The sequence below is a fragment of the Streptomyces niveiscabiei genome (genome assembly GCF_033794345.1).
Lineage (GTDB): Bacteria > Actinomycetota > Actinomycetes > Streptomycetales > Streptomycetaceae > Streptomyces > Streptomyces niveiscabiei.
On record NZ_JARAYJ010000006.1, the window covers coordinates 168821 to 193038 of the forward strand.

Here is a 24218-nt window from a genome sequence, read left to right on the forward strand (position 1 = left end):
CCCGGGGGGCTCCACCCCTTCGGTACGGGCCCGCCTCTTTTCAGGGCGCCCGGGTGCGTGCCAGGACTCCCCAGTGATCCTGGACCGGCCTCGGGACGTGTGTGCCCTGCGCGATGATCACCAGCATGGTCCATGGGCCGGGCGCGTGTCGTTGGCGCACCGTCCACGGACCTGACGCACTGCGTCCACCGCCCCGCCTACGGGGCCCCGGTGCGCGACAATCCCCCGCGGGCCGCCCGGGCCCGCACCTCGCTCGGCGTGTCGCCGTACGCGGAGCGGAACGCGCGCGTGAACTCGGCGGCGCGCGGGAAGCCCCAGCGTGCGGCGACCGCGTGGATGGGCAGGGCGTGCAGCGCCGGGTCCGTGAGGTCGCGGTGCGCGTTCTTCAGGCGCTGCTCGCGCAGGTAGGCCGAGACCGTGAGGCCCTCGGCCTGGAAGAGGCGGTACAGGTAGCTGCGGGAGACGTGGTGCGCGGCGGCGATCGTCGCGGGGCTGAGGTCCGGATCGGCCAGGTTGCGGCGGACGAACTCCTTGATCCGCAGCGTCAGTGCACGCGCCCTCGTCTCCGGGGTCATCGCCCGCTCGGCGTCCAGGAGGTGCGCGAACAGGGCGGTCACCAGGTCGATGACGACCGTGCCGAGGCGTGCCGCGTCCGACGGGTGATACGGCGCCGTGTCGTCGGCGAGCTGCATCAGGAACTGGGTGAGCAGCGCGCCGAGCCCGGTCTTGCCGTCGACCCTGCCGAGCACCCGGTCCTGCGCGCAGCGGCCCGGCAGGACCACCGCGCTGCGGGGTATCTCCACGCCGACGATCGACACCGGGTCGGGGCCCGTCGCCACCTCGAACGCCCTCGACGAGTGGCTGACGTGCAGATCCTTCACCCGGTACGCCGCCTGTCGGCCACCCCAGTCCGCCGCGCCCTCCCCGCGCAGCAGCAACGACAGGTGGTACACCTCCGGGTCCGACTGCCGCACCAGACGCGGGGTCCGCTGGAAGACGAGGTGGTCGAAGGAGGCCGGCCAGATCGTCACCTCGCCGAGCGGGATGAGGCGCTGGACCCCGTGGTAGTCGTGCGCGCGGTCGCTGAGCAGCCGCATCGGAGCGTGCGTACGGCCCAGCCGTTCCGTCCATGCCTCGAACCGATCGGCGGCAGGCAGTTCCTTCGTTCTCAGCACCGATTCGTGGAGCATCCGCGTAGTCAACCACACGTACCGGCAACGGTTTTCGGCCGATCTCCGGTACGGGAGAGCAGCAGGAATCCGGCCGCGGCGAGGGCCTGGCACCCGGCGGCGGCCGGCAGCGCCCCGCCGGGCGGGCAGACGGCCGCGGCTCCCGCGCCGGCCGCGTACCCGCTGATCTTCAGGCTCGCCCCGGTACTGAAGATCTGCCCCCGCAGCCGCTCGGGCGCTTCCCGGTGCCGGATCGCGAAGAGGGCGACGAGCTGGGGCCCGGCACCGAGCCCGGCGAGGAAGGACGCGGCGAGCGGGGCGGCCGGCGCGGCGAGGAAGGCGGCCCCGAGAACGAGGGTGCTCGCGAGGAGGACGGCGTCGGGACCGAGCACATCGGGGCGGCGGGCCAGCGCGAGGCTCGCGACGAGCGACGCGAACGCGAGGGCGGCGAGCAGGAAGGCCCCCGCGCTCTCGGCGCCGAAGGCCCGGACACCGAGGACGGGGGTGACGGCCGTGAAGGCGCCGAGCCCGGCGTGCGAGAGGGTGGAGGTGAGGGTGGCCCGGGCGAGGGGGCGGATACGGAGGAGGGCGGCGAACCCGTCCCGCACCTCCCCCGCGATCCCGCGAGCCCTCGTCACCCGCTCCCCCGAAGCCCCCGTCGCCCTCCCCGGCAGGCTCCACGCCGCCGGGAGCGCGCACGTGACCAGGGCCACGGACGTCAGCAGTGCCGCCTCCGGGCCCGCCGCCAGGGCCGCTCCCCCGGCGAGCGCGGGGCCCGCCAGTGCCGCGAACTCGTACGACGCGGCGTCCAGTGCGCCGGCGCGGGGGAGGTGTTCGGGGGCGGTGACGCGCGGGAGTTGGGAGGTCCAGCCCGCCGCGAGGGACGGGGCGAAGAGGCCGGCCGTCAGGGCGAGGGAGAGGGTGGCCGGGAGCGGGAGGGTGCCCAGGGACCACCACACCAGGAGGAGGGTCGTCGCGTACGCCGCCAGTGCTCCGCCGAGGAGGCGGCCGGGGTGGGGGGTGCGGTCGAGGAGGGTGCCCAGGACCGGGCCGCCGAGGGCCGCCGACGCGGTGAGCGCGGCCAGCAGGGGCGGTCCGGAACCGGCGAGCGCCGTGCCGGTGAGGAGCAGGGCCGGGGCGGACATCTCGTCGCCGGTACGGGCGGCGCCCGCGCCCAGGAGGTAACGGGACAGGGGGTAACGTCTTCTCATCCACCTGACGTTACGAAGTAACCCAGCATCCGGCCAAGGCCGTTACACTCGCCCGCATGGAGCCCTCCCCCGACGACTGGTTCACCCGCCACTCCCCCGCCCGCACCGCCCACCGCACCGTCGCCCTCGTCAACGTCCTCACGGCCGGCGAACCCCGCACGGACGCCGTCGCCGAGGTGCTGCGCGAGTACGGCGAGGCCGAACCGCTGGACCTGTCCCCCGAGGACATCGCCGGTATGCGGGACGCGGCCCTGCGCCTGCGCGAGGTGTTCGCCGCCGACTCCGCCGACGCCGCCGCCGGACGCCTCAACCGCCTCCTCGCCGAGGGCTGCGGCCCCGTACGGCTCACCTCCCACGGCGGCGCAACCCCCTGGCACCTCCACCTGGACCGGCACGACGAGGCCCCCTGGGCGGAGTGGTTCCTCGCCTCGTCCTGCATGACCCTGGCCGTCCTCCTGTGGGACCGCCAGCTCCCGCCGGGCGGCGTCTGCGCGTCGTCGGCCTGCGAGAACGTCTTCGTGACCAGCACGGGAGGCTCGACCCGCCGCTACTGCTCCGCCCGCTGCGCGACCCGGGAACGGGTGGCGGCACACCGCAGGGCGCGGAATTCGGGTGCGGACGGCCCCGGTCCTTCCTAGCCTGACCGGCATGACGGACGAGGCGTACACGCATCCGAGACTGGCCGCCTTCTACGACCCCCTCCACAGCGACCGCCCAGACCTCGACGTATACGCGGGCATCGCGAGGGAGTTGGGCGCACGTCGGATCCTGGACGTCGGCTGCGGCACCGGCACCCTGGCGCTCCTGCTGGCCGAACAGGGCTTCGGCGTCACGGGAGTCGACCCGGCGGGCGCGTCACTGGACCTCGCGCGCGCCAAGCCCGGTGCGGACAGGGTGCGCTGGCTGCACGGAGACGCCACCGGGCTGCCCGGCCTCAGCGTGGACCTGGCCGTCATGACCGGCAACGCCGCGCAGGCCGTCGTGGACGAACGAGTCTGGGCCGCGACCCTGCGCGGGGTGCGCGAGGCCCTCCGCCCCGGCGGCCGGTTCGTGTTCGAGACACGGGACCCGGCGCGGCGGGCCTGGGAGGAGTGAACCCCCGAGCGCTCCCGCCACTCCGTCCACGTACCCGGCAGCGGCGAGGTCGCCGTCGCCCTGGAGTCCCACGGGTTCGCCGTGGAGGAGGTGAGAGACGCCCCCGACCGCCCCGGCAAGGAGTTCGTGTTCTTCGCACGCACCCCCCGAGAAGTGGTGTCGCCCCGCCGACGGTCGTAGCGTCGGCAGTGGACGACGAACGGCCCAGGGAGCGGACCATGCCCAGGTACCTCAAGAGAACCGCCCTGGCGCTGTGCGCGGTGGCGTCCCTGGCGGCGGCAGGCACCACCACGACCCACCACCCCCGCACCGTCCTCCTGGACTGCGCGGGACAACCCCGGACCCGCCCGACCGACTACATCCTGGCCTGCGGCGACGGCAACAGCCGTCTGACGGCGCTGCGCTGGTCGCGCTGGACCCCGGCCGAGGCCGAGGGACACGGCGTGAACGTGGTCAACGACTGCGTCCCGTACTGCGCGGCGGGCACGTTCCGCGGCTACCCGGTGACGGTCCGCCTGGACGCCCCGAGCGCGGGGCAGGTCCGGCACTACACCCGGGTGACGCTCACGTTCACCGCGGACAGACCGGACCTGGCGCCCCGTACCGTCTCGTACCCCCTGCCCTAGCCGTGCCCGAGCCTGCTCAGGCGGGCGGCGGCGCGCATGCGGGCCACCTGGAGCACCGAGAGGAGCACTTCGCGGCTGGAGTTGCGGTCCCGCACGTCGCACAGGACGACCGGGATGCCGGGGTCGAGGTCGAGGGCGGCGCGGACCTGTTCGGCGGAGGCTTCGCGGCGTCCGTGGAAGCAGTTGACGCCGACCGCGAAGGGGATCTCCCGGGACTCGAAGAAGTCGATCGAGGCGAACGACGCGTCGAGGCGGCGGGTGTCCGCGAGGACGATCGCGCCGAGCGCCCCGTTGGCGAGGTCGTCCCACATGAACCAGAAGCGGTCCTGGCCGGGCGTGCCGAAGAGGTACACGACGAGGTCGGAGGCGACGGTGATCCGGCCGAAGTCCATGGCGACCGTGGTGGCCACCTTGTTCTCCACGCCGGAGAGGTCGTCGACCCCCCGGCTGACCTCGGTCATGCGCTCCTCGGTCTCCAGCGGCGGCACCTCGCTCACCGAGCCCACCATCGTCGTCTTGCCGACGCCGAATCCGCCCGCGACGAGGATCTTCAGTGCCGTCGGCAGGACGGGTTCAGAGTTGACGGATGGCATCCATCACCCTTTCGATGAGTTCGACGTCCGGCTGGCTTTCCTTGCCGGGCGGCGACTGGACTAGGATCAGCGAGGTATTGAGGAGATCTCCGCACAGAATCTTCACGACGCTCACGGGCAGGTCCATCAGGGCGGCGATCTCGGCGATCGCCACCGCCCGGTCCCGGCACAGCTCCAGGATCTTGGCCGCCTCCGGCTCCAGCGCCTCGTGGTCCATGTCCTCCACGGACCGCGAGACGATCTGGGTGATCAGCGTGAAGGCGTGCTGGGAGTGACGGGTCCTGCCGCCCGTGATGGCGTAGGGGCGTAAGTAACGCCCCCCGCCGGACGCTTCCGACCAACGGGACTCAGACATCCTGGCCCAGGCCGCCGGGAGGGCCCTGCACCCGGGGCGGAGCACTCAGATAGGTGCCGACGCGCTTGACCAGGGTGCCCATCTCGTAGGCCATCATGCCGATGTCCACGCTGTCCGAGGCGAACGCCGCGAGGCGCGCGCCCTGGCCGGCCGCCGTGATGAAGAGGTACGCCTTCTCCATCTGGATGACCGTCTGCTGGACGGGCCCGCCGTGGAAGTGGCGTGCCGCGCCCCGGGCGAGGCTGTGCACGCCGGAGCCGACCGCCGAGAGGTGCTCGGCGTCGTCGCGGCGGATGTCCTTCGACTTGCCGATGAGAAGGCCGTCCCCCGACAGCACGACAGCACAACGAATCTCGGGGATTCGGTCCACCAGGTCGTCCAGCAGCCAGTCCAGCTGCGGACCGGGGTGTACCTGCTCACTCATTCCGTAACGTTCCTTCACCTTGGGTATGCATCAGGGCCCTTCGTCGTCGTACTGCCCGGGAGGCGGAGGGTCCGTCTCGGGCGACTGCGCTCGTTTCAGGCCCCGCTGGATGGCGCTCAGCGCGCGGGCCGACACATCGGGGGAGATGACGCTCTCGTCGGGCTCCCCGCCCTCGCCGAACTGGGCGGCCTCCTTGCGCAGTTGCTGCGCGAGGGCGGCCCCACGGGTGCGCCGTGGCAGTACGTCGGGGGTGGTCAGGGGGGAGTTGCCGGTCGTGGGGGCCGCCGCTTGGGGGGTCGTGGGGCGGCTCTGCTGCTGGTACTGCCCGGCTGCCGGGGTCGCGGCGGTGTCGTAGCCGTACTGCGGGCTCTGCGGCGGTTCCGGGTAGGACGGGTCCCGGTAGGAGGGCTCCTCGTAGGAGGGCTCCTGGTAGGAGGGCTCCTGGTAGGAGGGGGAAACCGCTTGCTCCGCGTACAGCCCTGTACCCCCCGGGCCGTAGGGCCCGGGTGCCTGCGGGGGGTACGGCTCGTAGGGCGCCTCGTACGCCGCCGGGGCGTCGTATCCCGCCGGGGCCTCGGGGGCGGTGAGGCCGCTGCCGTAGGTCTCGGAGGAGACGTTGTCGTAGGAGGCGGCGGCGTCGTAGGACGCGGCGGGTCCGGCGGGCGGGGGGTCGTAGGCCGCCTGCTGGTAGCCGTACGGCTGCTGGGGTTCGGGGTGGCCGGAGACCGGCGGGAGGAGGCCCGCGCCCGCGTACTCGGGGAAGCCGTCGTAGTCGGCGAGGCGGGTGTGGGTGGGCAGGTCGAAGCCGGTGGTGACGGCGCCCGCGCCGACCAGGGCGTGTTCGGCGCCGGCCGGGGCCCGCTCGGTGTCGGCGGCGAGCCCCGGGCGCTCGGGCGCGGTGAGCGCGGCGTCCATGGTGGCCGCGGCGGCGGCCTGGAGCTGGTCGAGGACCGGGGAGCCGACCTCTTCGAGGAGGTCGACGGGGACGAGGACGATGCTCAGCGTGCCGCCGTAGACGGACTCGCGCAGTTCGACCTTGATGCCGTGGCGCTCGGCGAGCTTGGCGACAACGAAGTGGCCGAGGCGGGGGTCCTCGCCGAGGGCGGTGAGGTCCAGGCGCGGCGGGTTGGCCAGCAGCTGGTTGGCCCGGTGGCGCTGGGCTGGCGGGATGCCGAGGCCGTGGTCCTCGACGTGGATGGCGAGGCCCTTGGCGACGCGGATCGCGCTGACGGCGACCTGCGTCTCGGGCGGGGAGAAGCTGGTGCCGTTCTCGATCAGCTCGGCGAGCAGGTGCGTGACGTCCGAGACGGCGCGCGCGGCGAGGGCCGTACGGCGGTCGGCGGGGGCGTTCTTGACCTTGACCCGGGTGTAGGCCTCGGTCTCGGCGACGGAGGCGCGCATGACGTCCGTGATGGGGACGGCGGCGTTGGTGCGGCGGCCGGTGGGCGTGCCGCTGAGGATCATCAGGTTCTCGGCGTGCCGGCGGGCGCGGGTGGCGAGGTGGTCGACCTTGAAGATGTCGTGCAGGAGGTCGGAGTCCTCGTGCTTGCGCTCCAGGTCGTCGAGGAGGGCGATGAGGCGGTGCAGCAGGATCTGGGTGCGCCGGATGAGCTGGGCGACGACCTTCTCGGTGCCCTCGCGGCCCATGTGCTGGCGTATCGCGGTGTCGGCGGAGACGAGGGCGACGCGGTCGATGACGGCGGCGAGGCGGGCGATCTCCTCGGAGCCGCGCCGGCGGGTGCCGAGGCCGAGCGCGGTGGCGGGGTCGACGCGCTCGCCCTTCTCGACGCGGGCGAGGACGTCGGGGAGGCGGCGGCCGGCGAGTTCCTCGGCGTAGGCGTGCAGGTCGCGCAGTTCGCCCTCGGAGGCCCGCTTGCGGCGCCGGGCGACGAGCCAGGCGGCGAGGACCGGGGCGAGGGCGGCGACGGCGCCGGTGAGCGCGCCGATCAGGAGGGCGTCGGCGCGGACGCCGATGACGGCGGCGAGGTCGGTGGAGGGGGCGGTGCGGGCCGTGAAGTCCGTGAAGACGGCGGGGTGCCGGGCCTCTGTCCCGAAGCCGCTGCTCTGCTGGAAGGTCGCCGGGACGGTGTGGGTCCCGGCCGCCTGCGCGAGGTCCGCGCGTATCGCCCGGTACTCCTCGATCAGCGCGCTCTCCTCGGGCGCGGTGGCGCGCGCGGAAAGTCCGCCGGTCGCGGAACCGAGGAGGACCGCGGGCGCGTCCTGCCCTCCGAGGGGCGCGGAGACGGGGGTCTCGGCCCGGAGGGGGGCGGACACGTCGTGGCTCCGCTCGTCGGCCGGCTGGGCCGCCGTGTAGCCCCACAGGCAGGTGAGGCAGACCGCGGGGACCACGAAGGGGACGACGAACGAGGAGCGCAGTCGCGGACTGCGGGTGGCGGAGCGGTAACGGGTCCGCCGGTCGCGGATGCCTGGCATCTGATTCCTCGTACAGCAGCGACACACCTGGACCGGCGGACGGTCGGTCCCTGTGGGGGGTCTTCCCGTCCGGCCGGTTTACTCGGCGTGTTCGAATGTCGGCGATGAGCTGCACCGTATCAGGATCATGGCGCAGCGTCAGCATACGCCTGAGGCAACTTCCGCACGTCACGGCAGAGTTGGCTCCGGCACAAGCCCGGCGAAGGGCGGGCAGGTCCGGGCAAGGGGTCACAGGAGGTCGAGGAGCCTCGGTGTGAAGAGCGCGCTCGCCGGGGCGATCCCGGCAACTGTGTCGAAATAGATCGAGGTGAGTTCCTCGTCCTGCTGGACGGCTCTGAGCACGGAGAGCCGTGATTCCTGCGGGTCGAGGCGGGCGACGCCGAGGGTCGCCTCGTAGCCGCCCATGAGGGCCTGGTCGCGGTCCTCGCTGAAGTCCTTGAGGGCCGTGTCGAGGACGGCGGGGTCGTCGCCGAGGGCGTCCGCGAGGCGTGCCGCGAGCAGTTCGACCTGCTGGTAGCCGTCGCTGATGCCGCGCGCGGTGATGGAGTCCTTGTGGTGTCCGGCGTCCCCGACGAGGACCCAGCCGGGGCCGTTGGCCTTGCGGAAGAAGTTCTGCTGGCGGCCGGTGCCGCGCAGTTTCTCCAGCGGTTCGAGGCCCTGGATGCGGCCGTACAGCTCGGGCGCGGTGTCCTCGACCTGTTTCAGGTAGGCGGCCTGGGCGTCGGCGCGTACCTCCTGGTAGCGGTCCTGCGGGAAGTAGACGAGGACCAGGGTGGCGTCGCCGTGGGTGGGGACGGCGGCCACCCAGCTGCGGGGCTTCTCGTAGAGTTCGAGGGCGTCCGTCACCTTCGGGTAGTACGCGTAGTAGGCGCAGGTCAGGCGGGGGTGCTCGACGGTGTACGGCGCTCCCACGAGGGCGCCGACGGTGGAGCGCATACCGTCCGCGCCGATGACGAGGCGGGCGGTTTCGGTGAAGGTCTTTCCTCCGGATCTTCCCCGTACCCCCACGACGCGCCCCGTGTCATCGTGCAGCAGCCCGTTCACTTCGTACCGTTCGCGGTATTCGGCGCCGTCCTCCACGGCGGCGTCGATGAGCAGCGGGTCGAGGATGGTGCGGCGTGGGGAGTACGCCGCGCGCTGGCCGTCCACGCCCCGGGCGCAGCCGTCGAGCCGGATGTCGCCGACCTCGTAGCGGACCCGCTCGATGGGCGGGCAGCCGGTCTCGCGCAGGGTGTCCAGCAGGCCCCAGCGCGCCAGGGCGGCGACGCCCGGCTGGTGCAGCAGATGGGTGGAGAGCGTGTCCGTGCCGTAGGCCGCCTTGTCCACTATGAGGACCCGGAACCCGGCTCGGGAGAGCAGCATGGCGGCGGGCGCACCGGCGCAGCGCGCCCCCACCACGATGGCGTCGAACATGTCGGAGCCTTACATGTCGGCAACTAGGGGATGAGGTGTGGGGGGTGGGAGGAGCCGTGTGCTCCTCCGGTTGTCACAGGCCGTGCCCCAGCGTGGCGAGCAGGGCCCGCCGGTCGATCTTGCCGTTGGCGTTGAGCGGCAGTTCGTCGAGGACGGCGATGCGCCGGGGCATCATGTACGGCGGCAGTTCGCCGCCGATCGCCTCGTACAGGGCGTCCGGGGTGCGGTCGGTTCCGCTGACGGCGGCCAGCAGCTCCGGTTCGCCGTCGGCGGCGGTCGCGGCGACCACGGCGGCGTCGCGGACGTCCGCCTGGCGGCGCAGGGCGGCCTCGATCTCACCCAGTTCGACGCGGTGGCCGCGGATCTTGACCTGGTGGTCGGTGCGGCCGAGGTGGACGAGGACGCCGTCCCTGCGGGCGACGCGGTCGCCGGTGCGGTACCAGTGGCCGTCGGCGGGTGGTCCGGCGGCGGGGCGCAGGTCCTCGTCGAGGAAGCGTCCGGTGTTCTCGGCGGGGTCGAGGTAGCCGGCGAAGCGCAGCGCGCCGCGCACGCAGAGTTCGCCGCTCTCGCCGGGGTTGCCGTCCTCGTCGAGCAGCACCGCTTCCACGCTCGGGTGGGGAGTCCCGATGGGGGCGGTGCCGCCCGGTGTGTCGGGCCAGTGCGCGGGGTCGTCGGGCAGGAGGTGGCCGGTGCAGGAGATGGTCGCCTCGGTGGGGCCGTACAGGACGTCGACCCGGCTGCCGGGGGCGGCCTCGCGCCATTCCCGCGCGGCCTGGAGGGGCACGGGTTCGCCGCCGAAGACGCTCCACCGCAGCGTCGGCATGGCTCCTGGGGTGAGCGTGCCGAGGCGGGAGGCGAAGGAGATGAGGGAGGGGACGGAGAACCAGTGGGTCAGGCGCAGGGTGTTGACGGTCCTGACGGGGGACATGAGCTGGGCCCGGCGGGGCACCACGAGCGTGCCGCCGGCGGCCCAGGTGACGAACAGGTCGTGCACCGAGGCATCGAAGGTCAGCTCGAAGCACTGGGAGAGCCGGCTGCCGGGTCCGATGCCGTAGCGGCCGGCGAGGTCGTCGAGGTAGGCGCAGATGTTGCGGTGCGCGACGGGCACGCCCTTGGGGCGGCCGGTGGAGCCGGAGGTGAAGATCAGGTAGGCGGCGCTGTCGGGGGCGGCCGGCGTGTACGGCCGGGCGGGGGCGTCCGTCACGGCCCAGGCGACGGCCTCTTCGGCGGAGACGGTGACGACGGGGACGCCGACGTCGCCGATGCCCTCCTCGGCCGCGTCGGCGAGGATCAGGTCGAGTCCGGCCGAGCGGCCGATCTCCGCGACGCGGGCGTCGGGGTGCTCGGGGTTGAGGGGGACGACGGCCGCGCCGGCCCGCAGGACGGCGAGCCAGCCGACGTACGCCGGGAGGGTGCGCGAGGCGAGGAGGCCGACCCGTTTCACCTGGCCGATTTTTTCGGCCAACTCTTCGGCCGCACACCGGAGTTGACGGTACGTCAGTTCGGTTCCGGCGACTTCCAGGGCCGTTTCGTCCGGGTGCTTGTCGGCTGCCTCGGCGAACCGGCCGTACAGATCGTGCGGTCGGCTCATCGGGTGGCCGCCTGGAGGGCCCGCGTCCACGTGCGCAGTTCGCCGACGGTGCGGACCTGGCCCAGTTCCTCGGGGTCGACGTCCTGGCCGGTGCGTTTGGCGAGGTCGACGACGATGCGGAGCTTGGCGAGGGAGTCGATGCCGATGTCGGTGAGGGTGGAGTCCTCCTCGAAGCCGGTGCGGGCGTGCTCGCTCAGCACCCAGGAGGCGAGGTCGTCGCCCTCGGCCGCGCGCTCGCCGGCCCAGTACCGCTTGGTCTGCCAGGGGTAGCCGGGCACGGGCACGTACCGGCCTTCCTTGCCGACGGCCGCCTCCCAGTCGACGTCCTCGCCGACCGTGTAGCGCGCGGCGAGTTCGGCGAGGGGGCCCTCGGCGTGGGCCGCGCCGCTGATGAGCGCCTCGCGCAGGTCCTTGTGTCCGGTGCCGACGACGGCCAGCCGGTGGCCCTGGTGGTGGTCGCGGCGCAGGGCGGCGGTGTGGCAGATGTCCCGGACCGGGTACGCGGCTCCCGCGCCGTCGGGGGCGAGGTAGCGGACGTAGGCGGCGACGAGGTCGGTGAGCGCCTCGGCGCTACGCGCGGAGAGCGCCAGCAGGTAGGGGGTGCCGGCGGCCTCGGTGTCCTCGGCGGGGTCGGGCGGGGCGGCCTCGCTGAGGACGACGTGGGCGTTGAGGGCGGCGGAGCCCTGGCCGGAGACGCCGGCGTAGGCGGGGCGGCCGTCGCGCTCGGGCAGGTCGACGGGCTCGCCGGGGACGCGGACGGGGAGGGCGTCCCAGTCGAGGTCGGGGCGCGGGGTGTTCAGGTGCAGGCTCGCGGGTATGCGGCCGTGCTCCAGGCAGAGCACCGCCTTGATGATCCCCGCCATGCCGCCGGCGGCCTCGCCGTGCCCGACGTTCGTCTTCACCGAGCCGACGAGCAGCGGCCGGTCGGCGCGGCGCCCGGCGCCCAGGACCTCGCCGAGCGCGGTGAGTTCGAGGGGGTCCAGGGACGGGGAGCCGGAGCCGTGGGCCTCGACGTAGTCGACGTCGGCCGGGTCCACGCCGGCGTCCTCGTAGGCCCAGCGCAGGACGTCGAGCTGGCCCTGGAGGGAGGGGTTGAGGACGGTGTCGCTGGTGCGGCCGTCGTTGCCGACGGCGCTGCCCCGGATGACGGCGCGGATGCGGTCGCCGTCGGCCTTGGCGCGGTCGAGGCGCTTGAGGACGAGGACGCCGACCGCGTCGCCGGGCGCGTGGCCGTCGGCCGCCGCGTCGCCGAAGCGGCTGCGGCCGTCGTGGGAGTGGCCGCCGGCCTGGCTCATCACGATGGCCTCGTCGGGGCGCAGCACCAGGTTGACGCCGGCCGCGAGCGCGAGGGGGCTCTCGCCGGCGCGCAGGCTCTGCACGGCCTGGTGGACGGCGACCAGGGAGGAGGAGCAGGCGGTGTCGACGACGACGCTCGGGCCGCGCAGGTCCAGGAAGTGCGAGACCCGGGCGGGCAGCAGGGAGCGGAAGTTGTTCAGCTGGGCGGCGTCGGCGCCGTCCGCGCCCTGGCGCAGGGCGATCTCGAGGTAGTCGGAGCGGGCGTTGCCGACGAAGACGCCGGTCCGGGTGCCCGCCAGTTCGGCGGCGGTGCGGCCGGCGTCCTCCAGTGCTTCCCAGGCGGTCATCAGCAGCAGGCGCTGCTGCGGGTCCAGTTGGACCGCTTCTGCCTCGGACATGCCAAAGAAGGCGGCGTCGAACTCTCCCGCCTCCGCGACGTAGCCCGCACGGCGGGCGGTGATCCGGCCCGGGGCGCCCTTGACGGAGTGCAGGGCGTCCGCGTCGTAACGCTCGGCCGGGGTCTCCCCGGTGGCGTCCACGCCGTCGAGCAGCAGCTCCCACAGTTCGTCGGCGCCGGCGGCGCCGGGCAGCCGGCAGGCCATGCCGATCACCGCCACGCAGCGGGCATCCGCCTCGCAGCTGTTCATGAGCTGACTCCATTTCATACTCGGCCACCGTCGTTGCGCGACAGCAGTGTTGATCTTGCCCGCAGAACGGCGAAAAGACGACGAGATCTCGGCAACACCTCAGGCCGGAGGCGTACGCCATGGGTGACGGCCGTCACCGCGGCGCGACGGCGCACGGCAGCGGTCGACGAAGTCGAAGGGACAAACCCACGCCCGACAGGCGTGTGCCTGGGGTCTGTTCAGCCTGCGCGGACCCCCCGCTCCGCACACCGGTCCCCCACCGGAACAGCTCTTCCCCCTGCGCCGGGCGCGTCCCCCCTGGACGGGAACGCCGCACATCGGGCTCGACACCCCATTTTCAGACACACTTTCGATTCCTCGATGTCATGGCGAGTCGAACACGCTAGCGTCGAAAACACGCCCGTCGCACGATTGTCGTACGCCCCAAGCACATCGCGCGACGGCCGCCGCAAGGAATGACGGGAAGTGATCGGCCCTGGTTGAAACACGGTGCTTTTTGGACAGAATCGAAAGTTGAGCACCCGTCAACCAGGCCCCGGGGGCCACTTGGCAAGGGCTTCTTCCGCCAACCACCGCAGGTGACAAGCCGGTTACGCCCGGGGCTGAAGTGTCCGGGATCGCCGGGGGAGGCGCGTCGCGCCACGCGGAGTTCTGCTTTGATCTGATCTCATGGACTCCCTCTCACCTGAAGAACTCCGTCTGGCGGGCGAGCAGCGCCGGCTGCGGTTGCAGATTCTCGGCCTCAATGCGGTCGGCGCGGAGGCCACCTTCGACCGGGTGGCGCGGCTCGCGGCCGGGTTCAGCCAGTCGCCACTGGCGATGGTCAACTTCATCAGCGACGAGCAGCAGATGTTCCGCGGCATGTACACACCCCCCACCGATCCGGGCGCGCGCACCGACGCGGCGGGCAACGCGGTCACCTTCGACCTCTCCAACCTCGCCCGCGAGGCCCCCGGCGACTACGGCTTCTGCCCGCACGCCGTCGCCATGGGCTCCCAGCTCGCCCTCGACGACGTGTTCGACTACCCGCGCTTCAAGGGCAACGCGCTCGTCAACGACCTCGGTGTGCGCTCCTACCTCGGCACCCCGCTGCGCGACAACACCGGCATGATCCTCGGCACCGTCTGCGTGGCCGATTTCAAGCCGCGTACCTGGGACGCGGGCATCCGCGAGGGCATGAAGGAGCTGGCCGACACGCTGCTGTCGGAGTTCCGGCTGCGCGACAGCCTCCTCGCCCAGCAGCAGGAGCTGTTCGCCGTGTTCGACGGCGCACCGTTCCCGATCATGCTGACCGAGGGTCCCGAGCACCTCCTGCGCTACGCCAACGGCAAGCAGGGCCAGGCGTTCGGCATGGTCCCGCAGTTCAGCCGCGGCCGGCACGTCCTGCCCGGCCTGGAGGCGATCGGCGTGTTCAACGCGATGGACGACGCGTTCCGCAGCGGGCAGACCACCACGCTGGGCGGCGGCCGGATCAAGACGTACGACTCGCCGTCCCCGCAGGAGTTCGACTTCCTGTGCACGCCCGTGCGCACCTCACCGAGCGCGCCGGTCAGCGGGATCCTCACGGTCGCCATGAACGCGGGCGGGCACAGCTCCGCCAAGCAGTCCCACGCGTTCGCCGCCAACGTGCAGCAGCGGTTCGAGCAGATGGGCAACGGCGGGGCGAACGGCGCGACCACCCCGGTGGACTTCTTCGGTCCGCGCCACTGAGTCACGCGGGAGTCCGGTGCAGGCGCGCGGGGCCGGGAGACAGTACGACCTCTCACTCCGTCAGGCCCGCCGCCAGCGTCGCTCCCAGCTCCCAGCACGCCTCCACGTCCCGCCTCGACGGCTCCCCCGTCACCGTCACCGGCTCCACGGCGCGCTTCCACCCCAGCCCCGTGGTGATCGTGTCGAGCGCCCGCAGCGCGCCCGTGACGTCGTTGCCGCCGTGGACGTACGCGCCGTAGGGGCGCCCCCGTGTCGTGTCGAGGCACGGGTAGTACACCTGGTCGAAGAAGTGCTTCAGCGCGCCGGAGACGTAGCCGAGGTTGGCCGGGGTGCCCAGGAGGTAGGCGTCGGCGTCCAGGACGTCGGAGGCGGTGGCGGCGAGGGCGGCTCTGCGGACGACGCGGACGCCCTCGATCCCGGGCGCGCTCGCGCCGGAGAGGGCCGCTTCGAAGAGGGCCTGGCAGTGGGGGGACGGGGTGTGGTGGACGATCAGCAAGGTGGGCACGGTCCGTACCGTGCCCGGGTGGTGGGGGCGCCCGCAAGCCGGCGTGCCCGGCGTGCATGCGCCCCCTGCGGTCAGCGGGCCAGCGCCGCGATCCCGGCCGCGTCCAGGGCCTTGCCGTACACGCGGACGTCGTCCAGGGCGCCCTTCAGGTACGGGTCGGCGTACTGGGAGCGGCCGAGGTAGGCGGCGCGGATGTGGTTGCCGAAGTGGCGGGGCTCGACGGTGACGGCGGTGTTGCGGCCTGCCTCGGCGCCGTCGACGTACAGGACGGCGGTCCCGGCGCCGTACGTCACGGCGACGTGGGTCCAGCGGTCGGTGGCGAGCGGGGGTGCGTCGATGCGCTGTTCGGCTCCGCCGCCGCCCGCGGTGATCGCGTACCGGAGGGTTCCCGAGTCGCTGCGCGGGGTGAGGAACATGTTCGCGGTGACGCCGGTGCCGAAGTCGAAGATCCTGGTCCACGCGGCGGGTTGGCCGCTCAGGCGGACCCACGCGGCGACGGTGTAGACGGAGGCGCCCGCCAACAGGTCGTCGGCCAGAGCGACATGGCCGTTCACGCCGTCCAGGGCGACCGCGCCCCCGGTGTGCCCCGGCGTCCAGCTCGCGCCGCCCGCGAGGGTGGCCGCCCTGCCGTTGCCGGTCGCGTCGGCGGCGCTCGTGCCGGACGTCTCGTCGAAGGGGTGCCAGGCGGCGAACTCCGGGGGCGGGGGCGGGGGTTCGCCGGTCTGCCAGTACACGCTGTAGTGCTGGTGGTGGACGCGGGCGATCGGCAGGAGGGTGACCTGTTCACCGTCCGCGCGCGCCGTGAACCTGAGCGGGTCGGCCGACTCCCGCCGCACGCTGGGGAGTTCGAGGCGCGGCAGCCAGGGGTTCGCGCGGTCGCCGTACACGCCCGCGAGGACGACGGGGCCGTGCAGGACCGCCTGGACCTCGGGGTCGTCGGGGGTCGCCTCGACGGTGGTGCGCAGCGGGAGGGTGACGTCGACGCGGTCGCCCCGGCGCCAGGCGCGGTCGAGGGTGAACCAGGTGCCGGGGGCCGGACGGTCGGGCAGGGTACGGCCGTTGAGGCGGACGCGGGCTCCCTGGGCCCAGCCGGGGACGCGGACGACGAGGGCGTGGCGGGCCCGTCCCGCGGTGACCGTGAGGGTGGTCGTGTCCTGGTCGGGGAGGCGGGTGGTCTGGCGCCAGGTGATGCCCTTGGCCTTCCAGTCGACCTCGGAGGGGATGAACAGGTTGACCAGGAGCCGCTGTTCGTCGTGGGTGTAGATGGTGTCGGCGAACTTGGCGTGGGTCTCCATGCCGGTGCCGTGGTCGCAGGAGAAGTTGGTGTAGTCGGTGGAGTAGGCGTCCTCGGGGCTCATGAAGGACGGCTGGCGTTTGACGGAGCCGGGGGCGAGGCCGGTGTAGTAGATGTTGAAGCCGTGCGCGGAGTCGGGGTCCTGCTCGCCGAGCATCTGGTTGAAGAGGGTGCGCTCGTAGTAGTCGAGGAGGTCGGTGCGGCCGGGGGCGTGGAAGTGCATGAGCCGGGTCAGCTTGAGCATGTTGTAGCTGTTGCAGTTCTCGCAGGTGCTGCCCGACAACTGGCCCGCGATGACGTCGGGTTCGTGGAAGCCCTCGCCGTTGCTGTTGCCGCCGATGACGTACGTGTGGTGGCCGGTGACGATCCGCCAGAAGTTCTCGCCGATCGTCCGGTACCGGACGTCCAGCCCCTCCTCCCACATCCTGAGCGCGCCGACCATCTTCGGGATCTGCGTGTTGGCGTGCAGCCCGGCGAGCCGGTCCTCGCCGCGCGCGAGGGGGTCGAAGACGCGGGCGTGGGCGAAGCGTTCGGCGACGGTGAGCCAGCGGGTGTCGCCGGTGATCCCGTGCAGGTCGGCGAGGACGTCGTTCATGCCGCCGAACTCGGTGTCCAGCACCCGCTGCATCCGCTCGTACGACAGGCCCGCCGTCCGCCGGTCCACCCAGGCCGCCTTGCGCAGCACCACGTCCAGGGCCTGTTCACTGCCGGAGAGGCGGTACTGGTCGACGAGCCCGGCCATGATCTTGTGCAGCGTGTAGTACGGCGCCCAGACGCCGGTCCCCGCCTCCAGGCGGTCGAAGAAGCTCTCCGGGAACGCCGACAGGTACCCGGCGTCGAACCCGGCCGCCGGTGACGCCGCCTGGCACTCGGTGAGCGCGGCGACCAACCTGCGTCCCTTGTCACGGAGTTCGGTGTCTCCGGTGGCCGCATGGGTGAGGGCGAGGCCGGACAGGAGGTGGCCGGTGGAGTGGCCGCGCAGTTCGACGTCCGGGCCCTCCCAGCCGGAGCAGGGCTGCGCGGTGGACGGCAGGCCGACGTTCAGCCGGAACGTGTGCAGCAGCCGGTCGAGGTCGACGAACCGCAAGTAGGCCGTGTTGCGGCGCTGGTTGTCGCGGAACGGGCCGTCGAGGAGCCGGACGTCCGTGAGGGGGAAGGGAGTTGTCGTGGTGCCGGGAGCGGCGTGCGCCGCGGCCGTGGGGATGCCGGTCAGCGTCAGGGTGGTCGCCGCCACGAGGAACGGGCGTCTGCCTAGGGGGGTCAACAAAGCCTCCGCCGTACAGTTCGAAATATCGAATATCGGGCGATTCGCTGTGCGGGGTCCACGGTAGGCATCGGGTCGGTGGTGTCAACGGGGTCAGGGGGGCATGGGTGATTTCCGGTCTCCGGGAGTCGGCGACCGGTCGTTCCGCGCCCTCAAGTACGGGCCTGCGGCGCGGCGCGTTCAACGCCAACTGCGGTTTCCCGGAAGGAATTTCCGACACTCGGGGGCAGAAGCGCACAACTGGCGGAGCGATTCGCGGGGAAGTGACCCTCGACCGTGCGAGAGCGGTCGATGACGGTGTGTACTGTGCTGCGAGTGCCCCGCCGGGGCGCTGGTGACCTCTTCCCCTGCCCGTGTGTTCCCGTCGGGCGCCCGGCCCCTCCTGGATACCGATTCGATGATCGAACTACCGGACCTGGCCGTCGGTGGTCTCGCCGCCGGCACGTTGTCCGCGCTCGTGCTGGGCGGCGGCCTGCTGCGCGCCCGACGCGGGCAAGCCCGGCAGCGGGCCGAGATCGCCGCGCTGCGCACCCAGCTCGACGGTTCCGTGCGGGCGTTCACCGCCGAGGTCGAGCACCTCGCCGGGTCCCGGCTGCCCGCGGCGGCCCGCCGGGTCTCCCATCCGCACCTGGAGATACCCGGCCCGCTCCAGCCGCTCACCGCGGGCACCCCGCTCGGGGTCGCGCTGGAGAAGGTCCTGGAGGCGCTGCGCGTCGAGGTCACCGCCCAGCGGGGCAGGGTCGACGCGGCGGCGCAGGCCGGGATGCGGGGCGCGACCCGCGAGATCCAGGCCGCGCTCTACCGGCTCCAGGACGCCCTGCGCGGGCTGCAACAGCAGTACGACGAACCGGAGTTGGCGCAGACCCTGTTCCGGCTCGACCACGAGAACGAGCAGTCGCTGCGCCGGGCGCAGGTGACCGCCGTGGTGTGCGGGGCGTGGGTGGGGCTCGCGCGGGAGGAGTCGCACCTCGTCGACGCGGTGACCGGAGGGCAGGCCCGGCTCGCCGGGTACCACCGGGTCACCGTCCACAACCACCTCGAACCCGGTACCGCGCTCGTCTCGCACGCCGTCGAGCCGGTCGCGATCATCGTCGCCGAGCTCCTCGACAACGCGCTGCGGCACTCCGCGCCGGACACCGACGTCGTCGTCGGGCTGGAGCACGTCCACCACGGGGTGTGCGTGACCATCGACGACGCGGGCGTCGGCATGACCCAGGACGAACGGGAGCGGGCGCAGCGGCTCGTCGCCGGGGACACGCCGATCCACCTCACGGAACTCGGCGACCCGCCCCGCATGGGCCTCGCCGCGATCGGCCGCCTGACCCGGCAGTTCGAGCTGGCCGTCGACCTGACGTCCGCTTCGCCGTACGGCGGGGTCCGCGCGGTCCTGCGCATCGGCACGCACCTGCTGACCCGCCTCGACCCGACGCGCCGCCCCCCGTCGGTGAGCGCACCCCGCACGACCCGCAAACACCCCGAACCCCGGAAGGCCCCCGGCACGGCGCCGGCATCAGCATCGGCCGCTCCCCACCCGACGGCATCGGCACCGCACGCCGCACACCCGGCGGCATCAGTACCGCCCGCTCCCCACCTGACGGCATCCGCACCGCACGCCACGCATCCGGGGGCATCGGCACCGCACGCCGCACACCCGGCGTCATCCACACCGCACGCCGCCCCGCACCAAGCGCCCCCGGCACCGGCACCGTCCGCCACACCGCCCTCGGCGGCCCGGCCCACGCCTCCGCCCGCCCCGCCCGCCCCTCCGGCACCGACGCCGCCCCCTCCCCCGCCGCCCCCGGTCCCGGCCCCGCCGGCACCCCCGCAGCCGACGCCGGCATCGGCCTCCGCGTACATAACCGCCCCCACCAACCCCGACACCCCGGACGACGACTTCGACTTCGGCGACCTCCCGCAGCGCCGCCGCCGCAACCGCTCCGCGCGCCCCGCGCCGAGCGGCAGCACCCCGCAGGGCCCGGTCGGCGGCCAGGAGTGGTCCTCGCCCCGGCGCCCCGCGCGCACTCCGGAGGAGTCGGCGGCGGCGCTCGGCGCCCTCCAGTCGGGCACGGCGGCGGCCCGCTCGGGCCGGGACGGCACGGCAGCCGCACCGCAGGAGCACTGGACGGCGACGGCCCCGCCCCGGGACGGCTCCAGCACCGAGACCCTCCGTCTCACCCCGACCCCCGACTGGGACCACACCCCCGCCCAGCCGATCCCCCGCCCTCCGGTCACCCCGGACCCGGCGGACGACTGGTCCAACGACGACACCCCGCCGCCACCGCCCCCGGTCTGGGCCTCCCCGGACCTCGACACGCCGGACGACCCGGCGATGGACGAGACCCACGAGTGGCCCCACGTCCCCGTACCGGCCCCCGCCGAGGACGACACCCACGACCGCCCCGTCACCGAGGGCACGTCGTACGACTGGTCCCGCGTCACCGCGCCTCTCGCCGACCCCCTCCAGGAACCGGACACAGTCCCGCACACGGGCACGGAAACACGACCGGAACCGGAACCCGGCCTCGGTCTCGACCCCGGCCCCGACTTCGCCCCCGAAGCCACCCCCGCGCCCGAACCCCGCTTCGAGTACGTCGCCTTCTCCCTCTCCGAGCCCACCCCGGACCCCCGGCCCGCCCCCACCACCGCCCCCGCCCCGGAGCGCGAGCGTGAACGCGAGCCCCACCACCCCGACCCCCACCCAGACTTCGAGCGGACCGAACGCCAAGGAGACCCCACGCGATGACCACTCCCGAGACGGGTGACAACACGGCCTGGGTGCTGGAGCCGATTCTTGAGGTGCCGCAGGTGATCGCGGCGGTGATCCTGACCCGCGACGGCCTGATCACCGGCTACACGGACGCCCTCTCGCAGCCCTCGGCGGAGCGCGTCGCGGCGATCACGAGCACCGTGCAGGGCGCCTGCCGCACGGCCGCCGCCGCGTTCGCCGACGCGGAGCGGGCCGTCGTCCGGCAGGTGGTGATCGAGTCGGACCACGGGTACGTGCTGATCGTGCCGACGGACCACGGGACCTGTGTCGCCGCGTACGGCACCGCGGACGTCCGCCTGGATCTGCTGGCGCACCGCGTGCACTCGCAGGTCGCGCGGCTCGGCGAGAAGGCCATGGCGGCGGTGCCCCGAGGAGCCGACGACGCCGGACCCGCGTGACGGGGCGCCCGCCCGGCCGGCCCCTGGTGCCCGCCTACCTGTCCACCGGCGGCGTCGCCCGCCCGAGCCGCCCTCGCCTGGAGCGGCTCACGGTCCTGGCCCGCGACCCCTCCGTACCGCTCCCCGACGGGCTCTCGGCGGCCGAACTCGCCGTGCTGGACGCGCTGTCGGGGGGTGCGCTGGCGCTCGTGGAGGTGGCGGCGGTGCTCCGGCTGCCCGTGTCGGCGGTGCGGGTGCTGATCGCCGGTCTGCTGGACCGGGAGCTGCTGCTCGCCCGTGCCCCGGTCGCGTCCGCCGCGCACTACGACCCCGACCTGCTGAAGAGAGTGGCCGATGGCCTCCGCGCCCTCAAGCGTTAGCCCCCCGCATCTCCCGGACAGCGCACAGGAGTTGGTGAAGATCCTGGTCGCGGGCCCGTTCGGGGTCGGCAAGACCACGCTCATCGACTCCGTATCCGAGATCACGCCGCTGCACACGGAGGAGCGCCTCACGCAGGCGTCCGCGCACGTCGACGACCTCGCGGGGGTGCGGGAGAAGACGACGACCACGGTCGCGATCGACTTCGGCCGCGTCAGCCTGCCCGGCGGGGTGGTGCTGTACCTGTTCGGCACGCCGGGCCAGGAGCGGTTCCGCGAGCTGTGGGAGGACATCTCCTACGGCGCGCTCGGCGCGCTGGTGCTGGTGGACAGCCGCCGGATCGGGGCGTCGTTCGACGTGCTCGGGCTGGTGGAGGACAGCGGGCTGCCGTACGCGGTCGCGATCAACGCGTTCCCCGACTCGCCCCGCCACCACACGGACGAGCGGTTGCGGCGCGCGCTGGACCTGGAGGCGGGCACGCCGATGGTGACGTGCGACGCGCGGGACGCGAACTCCTCGATCGACGCGCTGCTCGCGCTCGTCGACCACCTCATCGCCAGGGAGCCCCGGTGACCACCTATCCCCCGGACCAGCGCGACTTCTCCCGTTCGGCCCCCGTCAGGCTGTGGGAGGACGACTTCGCGGCGGACCCGTACCGCTACTACGCGGCGCTGCGTGCGCAGGGCCCGGTCGGCTGGGCCGAACTGGCGCCCGGGGTCACGGCGTTCGTGGTGACGGAGCGGCGGGCGGCGCTGGAGGTGCTGCACGACGACGCGACGTTCTCGCACGACCCGCGCGCCTGGGAGACGACCGTCCCGGTGGACTCGCCGGTGCTGGGGATGATGCGCTGGCGGCCCAACGCCCTGTTCTCCGACGGCGCGGCCCACGTCCGCTACCGCCGTACCCTCCTGGACGTGTTCGACCTGGTCGAGCCGCACGATCTGCGGGCCCGCGTGCACCGGGCGGTGCGGCTGGTGGTGGGCCGGATCGGGCCGCGCGGCGAGGCCGACCTGGTCGAGGAGTTCGCGCGCCCGCTGCTGGCGCTGGTCTTCAACGACCTGTTCGGGCTGCCCGACAGCCAGGGCGACCGGCTGCACCGGGGCCTGGCGCGGATGATGGAGGGCGGCCCGGAGGCGGCGGCCGGTGAGGCGGAGTACGCCGGGTACGTCCTGGACCTGGTCGCCGCGAAGGCCGAGAACCCCGGCGAGGACCTGCCGAGCCGGCTCCTGGACCATCCCCTCGGGCTGACCGAGGAGGAGGTCACCTGGCAGGTGTTCCTGACGCTGGGCGCCGGTCTCGAACCGACGGCGAACCTGGTCTCCAACACCCTGTCGCGGATCCTGGGCAACGACCTGTACTACTCGACGCTCACCAGCGGCGCGCGTCCGGTGATGGACGCGGTGGTGGAGGTGCTGCACCACGAGACGCCGCTCGCCAACTACGGCATCTACTACGCGCGCGAGCCGGTCGCCTTCCACGGCGTGTGGCTGCCGGAGACGGTCCCGGTGGTCGTCTCGTACGGGGCGCTCGGGCACTTCGCCGAGCGCGAGGTGACCGGCGGACGGCACCCTTCGGACGCCTCGCACCTGTCGTGGGGCGCGGGCCCGCACGCCTGCCCGGTCAAGCAGCACACGCTGCTCATCGTCACCGAGGCCATCGAGCGCCTGACGCAGTGGCTGCCGGACCTCGAACCGGTGCTGCCGCGCGAGCGGCTCGCCTGGCGGCCGGGCCCGTTCCACCGGTCCCTGCGGGCCCTGCCCGTCCGTTTCACCCCCCGTACCCCCGACCAGCCTGGAGATCTCCCGTGACCGTGACCGACCGCATCGCGATCGACCCGTTCGGCGCCGACATCCCCGCCGAGTCCGCGCGGTTACGCGCCCTGGGCCCGATCGTGCCGGTGGAACTCCCCGGCGGGATCCCGGCATGGGCGCCGACCGGGTACGACACGCTGAAGGAGCTGCTCCTCGACCCGAGGGTCAGCAAGGACCCGCGCAGACACTGGCGGCTGTGGCCCGAGGTGCCCGAGCACCCGTCCTGGGGCTGGGTGCTGGGCTGGGTCGGCGTCGTCAACATGCTCTCCACGTACGGCGAGGACCACACGCGCCTGCGCAGGCTGGTCGCGCCGAGCTTCACGGCGCGCCGTACGGAGTCGCTGCGGCCCCGTGTCGAGGCGATCACGACGGAGTTGCTTGACGCCCTTGAGGGCGCGGACGCGGTGGATCTGCGGGCGGCGCTCGCGCATCCGCTGCCGATGCGGATCATCTGTGAACTGTTCGGTGTGCCCGAGGAGTTGCGGGACGCGACGGGGCGGCTGATCGCGGCCATCATGGACACCTCGGACCCCTCTCCGGAGCACGCGGCGTTCGTGCAGGAGCAGATCGGCGCGGTCCTCGGCACGCTCATCGTGCGCAAGCGTGCGGAGCCGGGCGACGACATGACGACCGAGCTGATCCGGATGCGCGACGAGGACGGCGACCGGCTCAGCGACGAGGAACTCCTGTACACGCTGCTGCTGGTGATCGGCGCGGGCTTCGAGACGACCGTGAACCTGATCGGCAACGCGGTCGTGGCCCTGCTGCGCCGCCCCGAGCAGCTCGCGGCCGTCCGCGCCGGGAAGCTGTCCTGGGACGGCGTGATCGACGAGACGCTGCGCGTGCACCCGTCGATCGCGTCGCTGCCGCTGCGGTTCGCGGTGGAGGACCTGACGGTCGGCGGGGTGACGGTCCCGGCCGGGGACGCGATCCTGACGACGTTCGCCGCGGCCGGGGTCGACCCGGCGCACTACGGCGGTGACGCGGACGTCTTCGACGCGGCGCGCGGCGCGGACGACCACCTGGCGTTCGGGCTCGGTGTGCACCGCTGCATCGGCGCGCCGCTGGCCCGCATGGAGGCGTCGTACGCGCTGGCCGCGCTGTTCGAGCGATTCCCCGGACTGGCGCTGGAGACGGACGACTTGACGCAGGTGCCGTCGTTCATCGCGTTCGGGTGGCAGGAGATCCCGGTGCGGCTGCGGGGCTGAGCTCGTGGGGTGCGACCGGTCCCCCGCCCTGGTCGCACCCCGATGACCTGT

The 24218-nt window shown here is 73.2% G+C and carries 20 protein-coding genes and 1 pseudogene; 10 read left to right on the forward strand and 11 right to left on the reverse strand.

Annotated elements, in window-relative coordinates; translation table 11 throughout:
- Positions 1-197 precede the first annotated feature (197 nt).
- Both PV682_RS10610 and PV682_RS10615 read right to left on the reverse strand, forming a co-directional pair.
- Positions 198-1190: a helix-turn-helix domain-containing protein gene (locus PV682_RS10610; protein ID WP_319726551.1), complete on the reverse strand. Its 993-nt coding sequence runs from the start codon at positions 1188-1190 to the stop codon at positions 198-200.
- 8 nt (positions 1191-1198) lie between these two features.
- Positions 1199-2380: an MFS transporter gene (locus PV682_RS10615; RefSeq protein WP_319726554.1), complete on the reverse strand. Its 1182-nt coding sequence runs from the start codon at positions 2378-2380 to the stop codon at positions 1199-1201.
- A 56-nt stretch (positions 2381-2436) separates the two neighbouring features.
- On the opposite strand from PV682_RS10615, the gene PV682_RS10620 reads away from it, so the two are divergent.
- The 3 genes and pseudogenes from PV682_RS10620 (at position 2437) to PV682_RS10630 (ending at position 4101) form a co-directional block, all read left to right on the forward strand.
- Complete coding sequence (locus PV682_RS10620; RefSeq protein WP_319726556.1) at positions 2437-3018, forward strand: CGNR zinc finger domain-containing protein; 582 nt, start codon at positions 2437-2439, stop codon at positions 3016-3018.
- A gap of 10 nt (positions 3019-3028) precedes the next feature.
- Positions 3029-3655: pseudogene (locus tag PV682_RS10625) on the forward strand (class I SAM-dependent methyltransferase).
- 38 nt (positions 3656-3693) lie between these two features.
- The gene (locus PV682_RS10630) at positions 3694-4101 is read left to right on the forward strand and encodes a hypothetical protein (RefSeq protein WP_319726558.1); all 408 of its coding nucleotides are present in this window, start codon (positions 3694-3696) and stop codon (positions 4099-4101) included.
- Here PV682_RS10630 and PV682_RS10635 read toward each other — a convergent pair.
- The 7 genes from PV682_RS10635 to PV682_RS10665 all read right to left on the reverse strand — a co-directional run bounded on the left by PV682_RS10635 (position 4098) and on the right by PV682_RS10665 (position 12853).
- Positions 4098-4694 carry a GTP-binding protein gene (locus PV682_RS10635; RefSeq protein ID WP_112476885.1) on the reverse strand — a complete coding sequence of 199 codons (597 nt, stop codon included), beginning with the start codon at positions 4692-4694 and terminating at the stop codon, positions 4098-4100. The genes PV682_RS10630 and PV682_RS10635 overlap by 4 nt on opposite strands.
- Positions 4675-5049, reverse strand: coding sequence for a DUF742 domain-containing protein (locus PV682_RS10640; RefSeq protein WP_319726563.1), 375 nt, complete (start codon positions 5047-5049; stop codon positions 4675-4677). The genes PV682_RS10635 and PV682_RS10640 overlap by 20 nt, the downstream gene beginning before the upstream one ends.
- Positions 5042-5473 (reverse strand): roadblock/LC7 domain-containing protein, encoded by a 432-nt coding sequence (locus PV682_RS10645; RefSeq protein WP_319726566.1) that lies wholly within the window; start codon positions 5471-5473, stop codon positions 5042-5044. The genes PV682_RS10640 and PV682_RS10645 overlap by 8 nt, the downstream gene beginning before the upstream one ends.
- A gap of 30 nt (positions 5474-5503) precedes the next feature.
- Positions 5504-7906, reverse strand: coding sequence for a sensor histidine kinase (locus tag PV682_RS10650; RefSeq protein ID WP_319726568.1), 2403 nt, complete (start codon positions 7904-7906; stop codon positions 5504-5506).
- 228 nt (positions 7907-8134) lie between these two features.
- A complete protein-coding gene (locus tag PV682_RS10655; RefSeq protein ID WP_319726569.1) occupies positions 8135-9319 on the reverse strand; it encodes an FAD-dependent oxidoreductase in 1185 nt (394 codons plus the stop codon).
- Between the two features lie 73 nt (positions 9320-9392).
- Positions 9393-10910, reverse strand: coding sequence for an amino acid adenylation domain-containing protein (locus PV682_RS10660; protein ID WP_319726572.1), 1518 nt, complete (start codon positions 10908-10910; stop codon positions 9393-9395).
- Entirely contained in the window at positions 10907-12853 is a 1947-nt protein-coding gene (locus PV682_RS10665; RefSeq protein ID WP_319726573.1) for a beta-ketoacyl synthase N-terminal-like domain-containing protein, read from the reverse strand. The genes PV682_RS10660 and PV682_RS10665 overlap by 4 nt, the downstream gene beginning before the upstream one ends.
- A gap of 669 nt (positions 12854-13522) precedes the next feature.
- On the opposite strand from PV682_RS10665, the gene PV682_RS10670 reads away from it, so the two are divergent.
- Positions 13523-14563: a GAF domain-containing protein gene (locus tag PV682_RS10670; RefSeq protein WP_319726576.1), complete on the forward strand. Its 1041-nt coding sequence runs from the start codon at positions 13523-13525 to the stop codon at positions 14561-14563.
- Between the two features lie 52 nt (positions 14564-14615).
- On the opposite strand, the gene PV682_RS10675 is transcribed toward PV682_RS10670, so the two are convergent.
- Both PV682_RS10675 and PV682_RS10680 read right to left on the reverse strand, forming a co-directional pair.
- Positions 14616-15068, reverse strand: a complete 453-nt coding sequence (locus PV682_RS10675) for a flavodoxin family protein (RefSeq protein WP_319726579.1) — start codon at positions 15066-15068, stop codon at positions 14616-14618.
- A gap of 71 nt (positions 15069-15139) precedes the next feature.
- The gene (locus tag PV682_RS10680) at positions 15140-17629 is read right to left on the reverse strand and encodes a glycoside hydrolase family 127 protein (RefSeq protein WP_407705640.1); all 2490 of its coding nucleotides are present in this window, start codon (positions 17627-17629) and stop codon (positions 15140-15142) included.
- A 394-nt stretch (positions 17630-18023) separates the two neighbouring features.
- Between PV682_RS10680 and PV682_RS10685 the strand changes: the two genes are divergently transcribed.
- From PV682_RS10685 to PV682_RS10710, 6 genes are read left to right on the forward strand one after another with little or no spacing between them, the layout of a single operon-like run.
- Entirely contained in the window at positions 18024-20369 is a 2346-nt protein-coding gene (locus tag PV682_RS10685) for an ATP-binding protein (RefSeq protein ID WP_319726581.1), read from the forward strand.
- Positions 20366-20791, forward strand: a complete 426-nt coding sequence (locus tag PV682_RS10690; protein WP_319726584.1) for a roadblock/LC7 domain-containing protein — start codon at positions 20366-20368, stop codon at positions 20789-20791. Before PV682_RS10685 ends, PV682_RS10690 begins: the two co-directional genes overlap by 4 nt.
- Positions 20788-21150 (forward strand): DUF742 domain-containing protein, encoded by a 363-nt coding sequence (locus PV682_RS10695; RefSeq protein WP_319726586.1) that lies wholly within the window; start codon positions 20788-20790, stop codon positions 21148-21150. Before PV682_RS10690 ends, PV682_RS10695 begins: the two co-directional genes overlap by 4 nt.
- Entirely contained in the window at positions 21125-21721 is a 597-nt protein-coding gene (locus PV682_RS10700) for a GTP-binding protein (RefSeq protein ID WP_319726589.1), read from the forward strand. The genes PV682_RS10695 and PV682_RS10700 overlap by 26 nt, the downstream gene beginning before the upstream one ends.
- Positions 21718-22956: a cytochrome P450 family protein gene (locus PV682_RS10705; protein WP_319726592.1), complete on the forward strand. Its 1239-nt coding sequence runs from the start codon at positions 21718-21720 to the stop codon at positions 22954-22956. Before PV682_RS10700 ends, PV682_RS10705 begins: the two co-directional genes overlap by 4 nt.
- On the forward strand, positions 22953-24167 hold the full coding sequence (locus PV682_RS10710; protein ID WP_319726594.1) for a cytochrome P450 family protein: 1215 nt from the start codon (positions 22953-22955) through the stop codon (positions 24165-24167). Before PV682_RS10705 ends, PV682_RS10710 begins: the two co-directional genes overlap by 4 nt.
- Positions 24168-24218 lie beyond the last annotated feature (51 nt).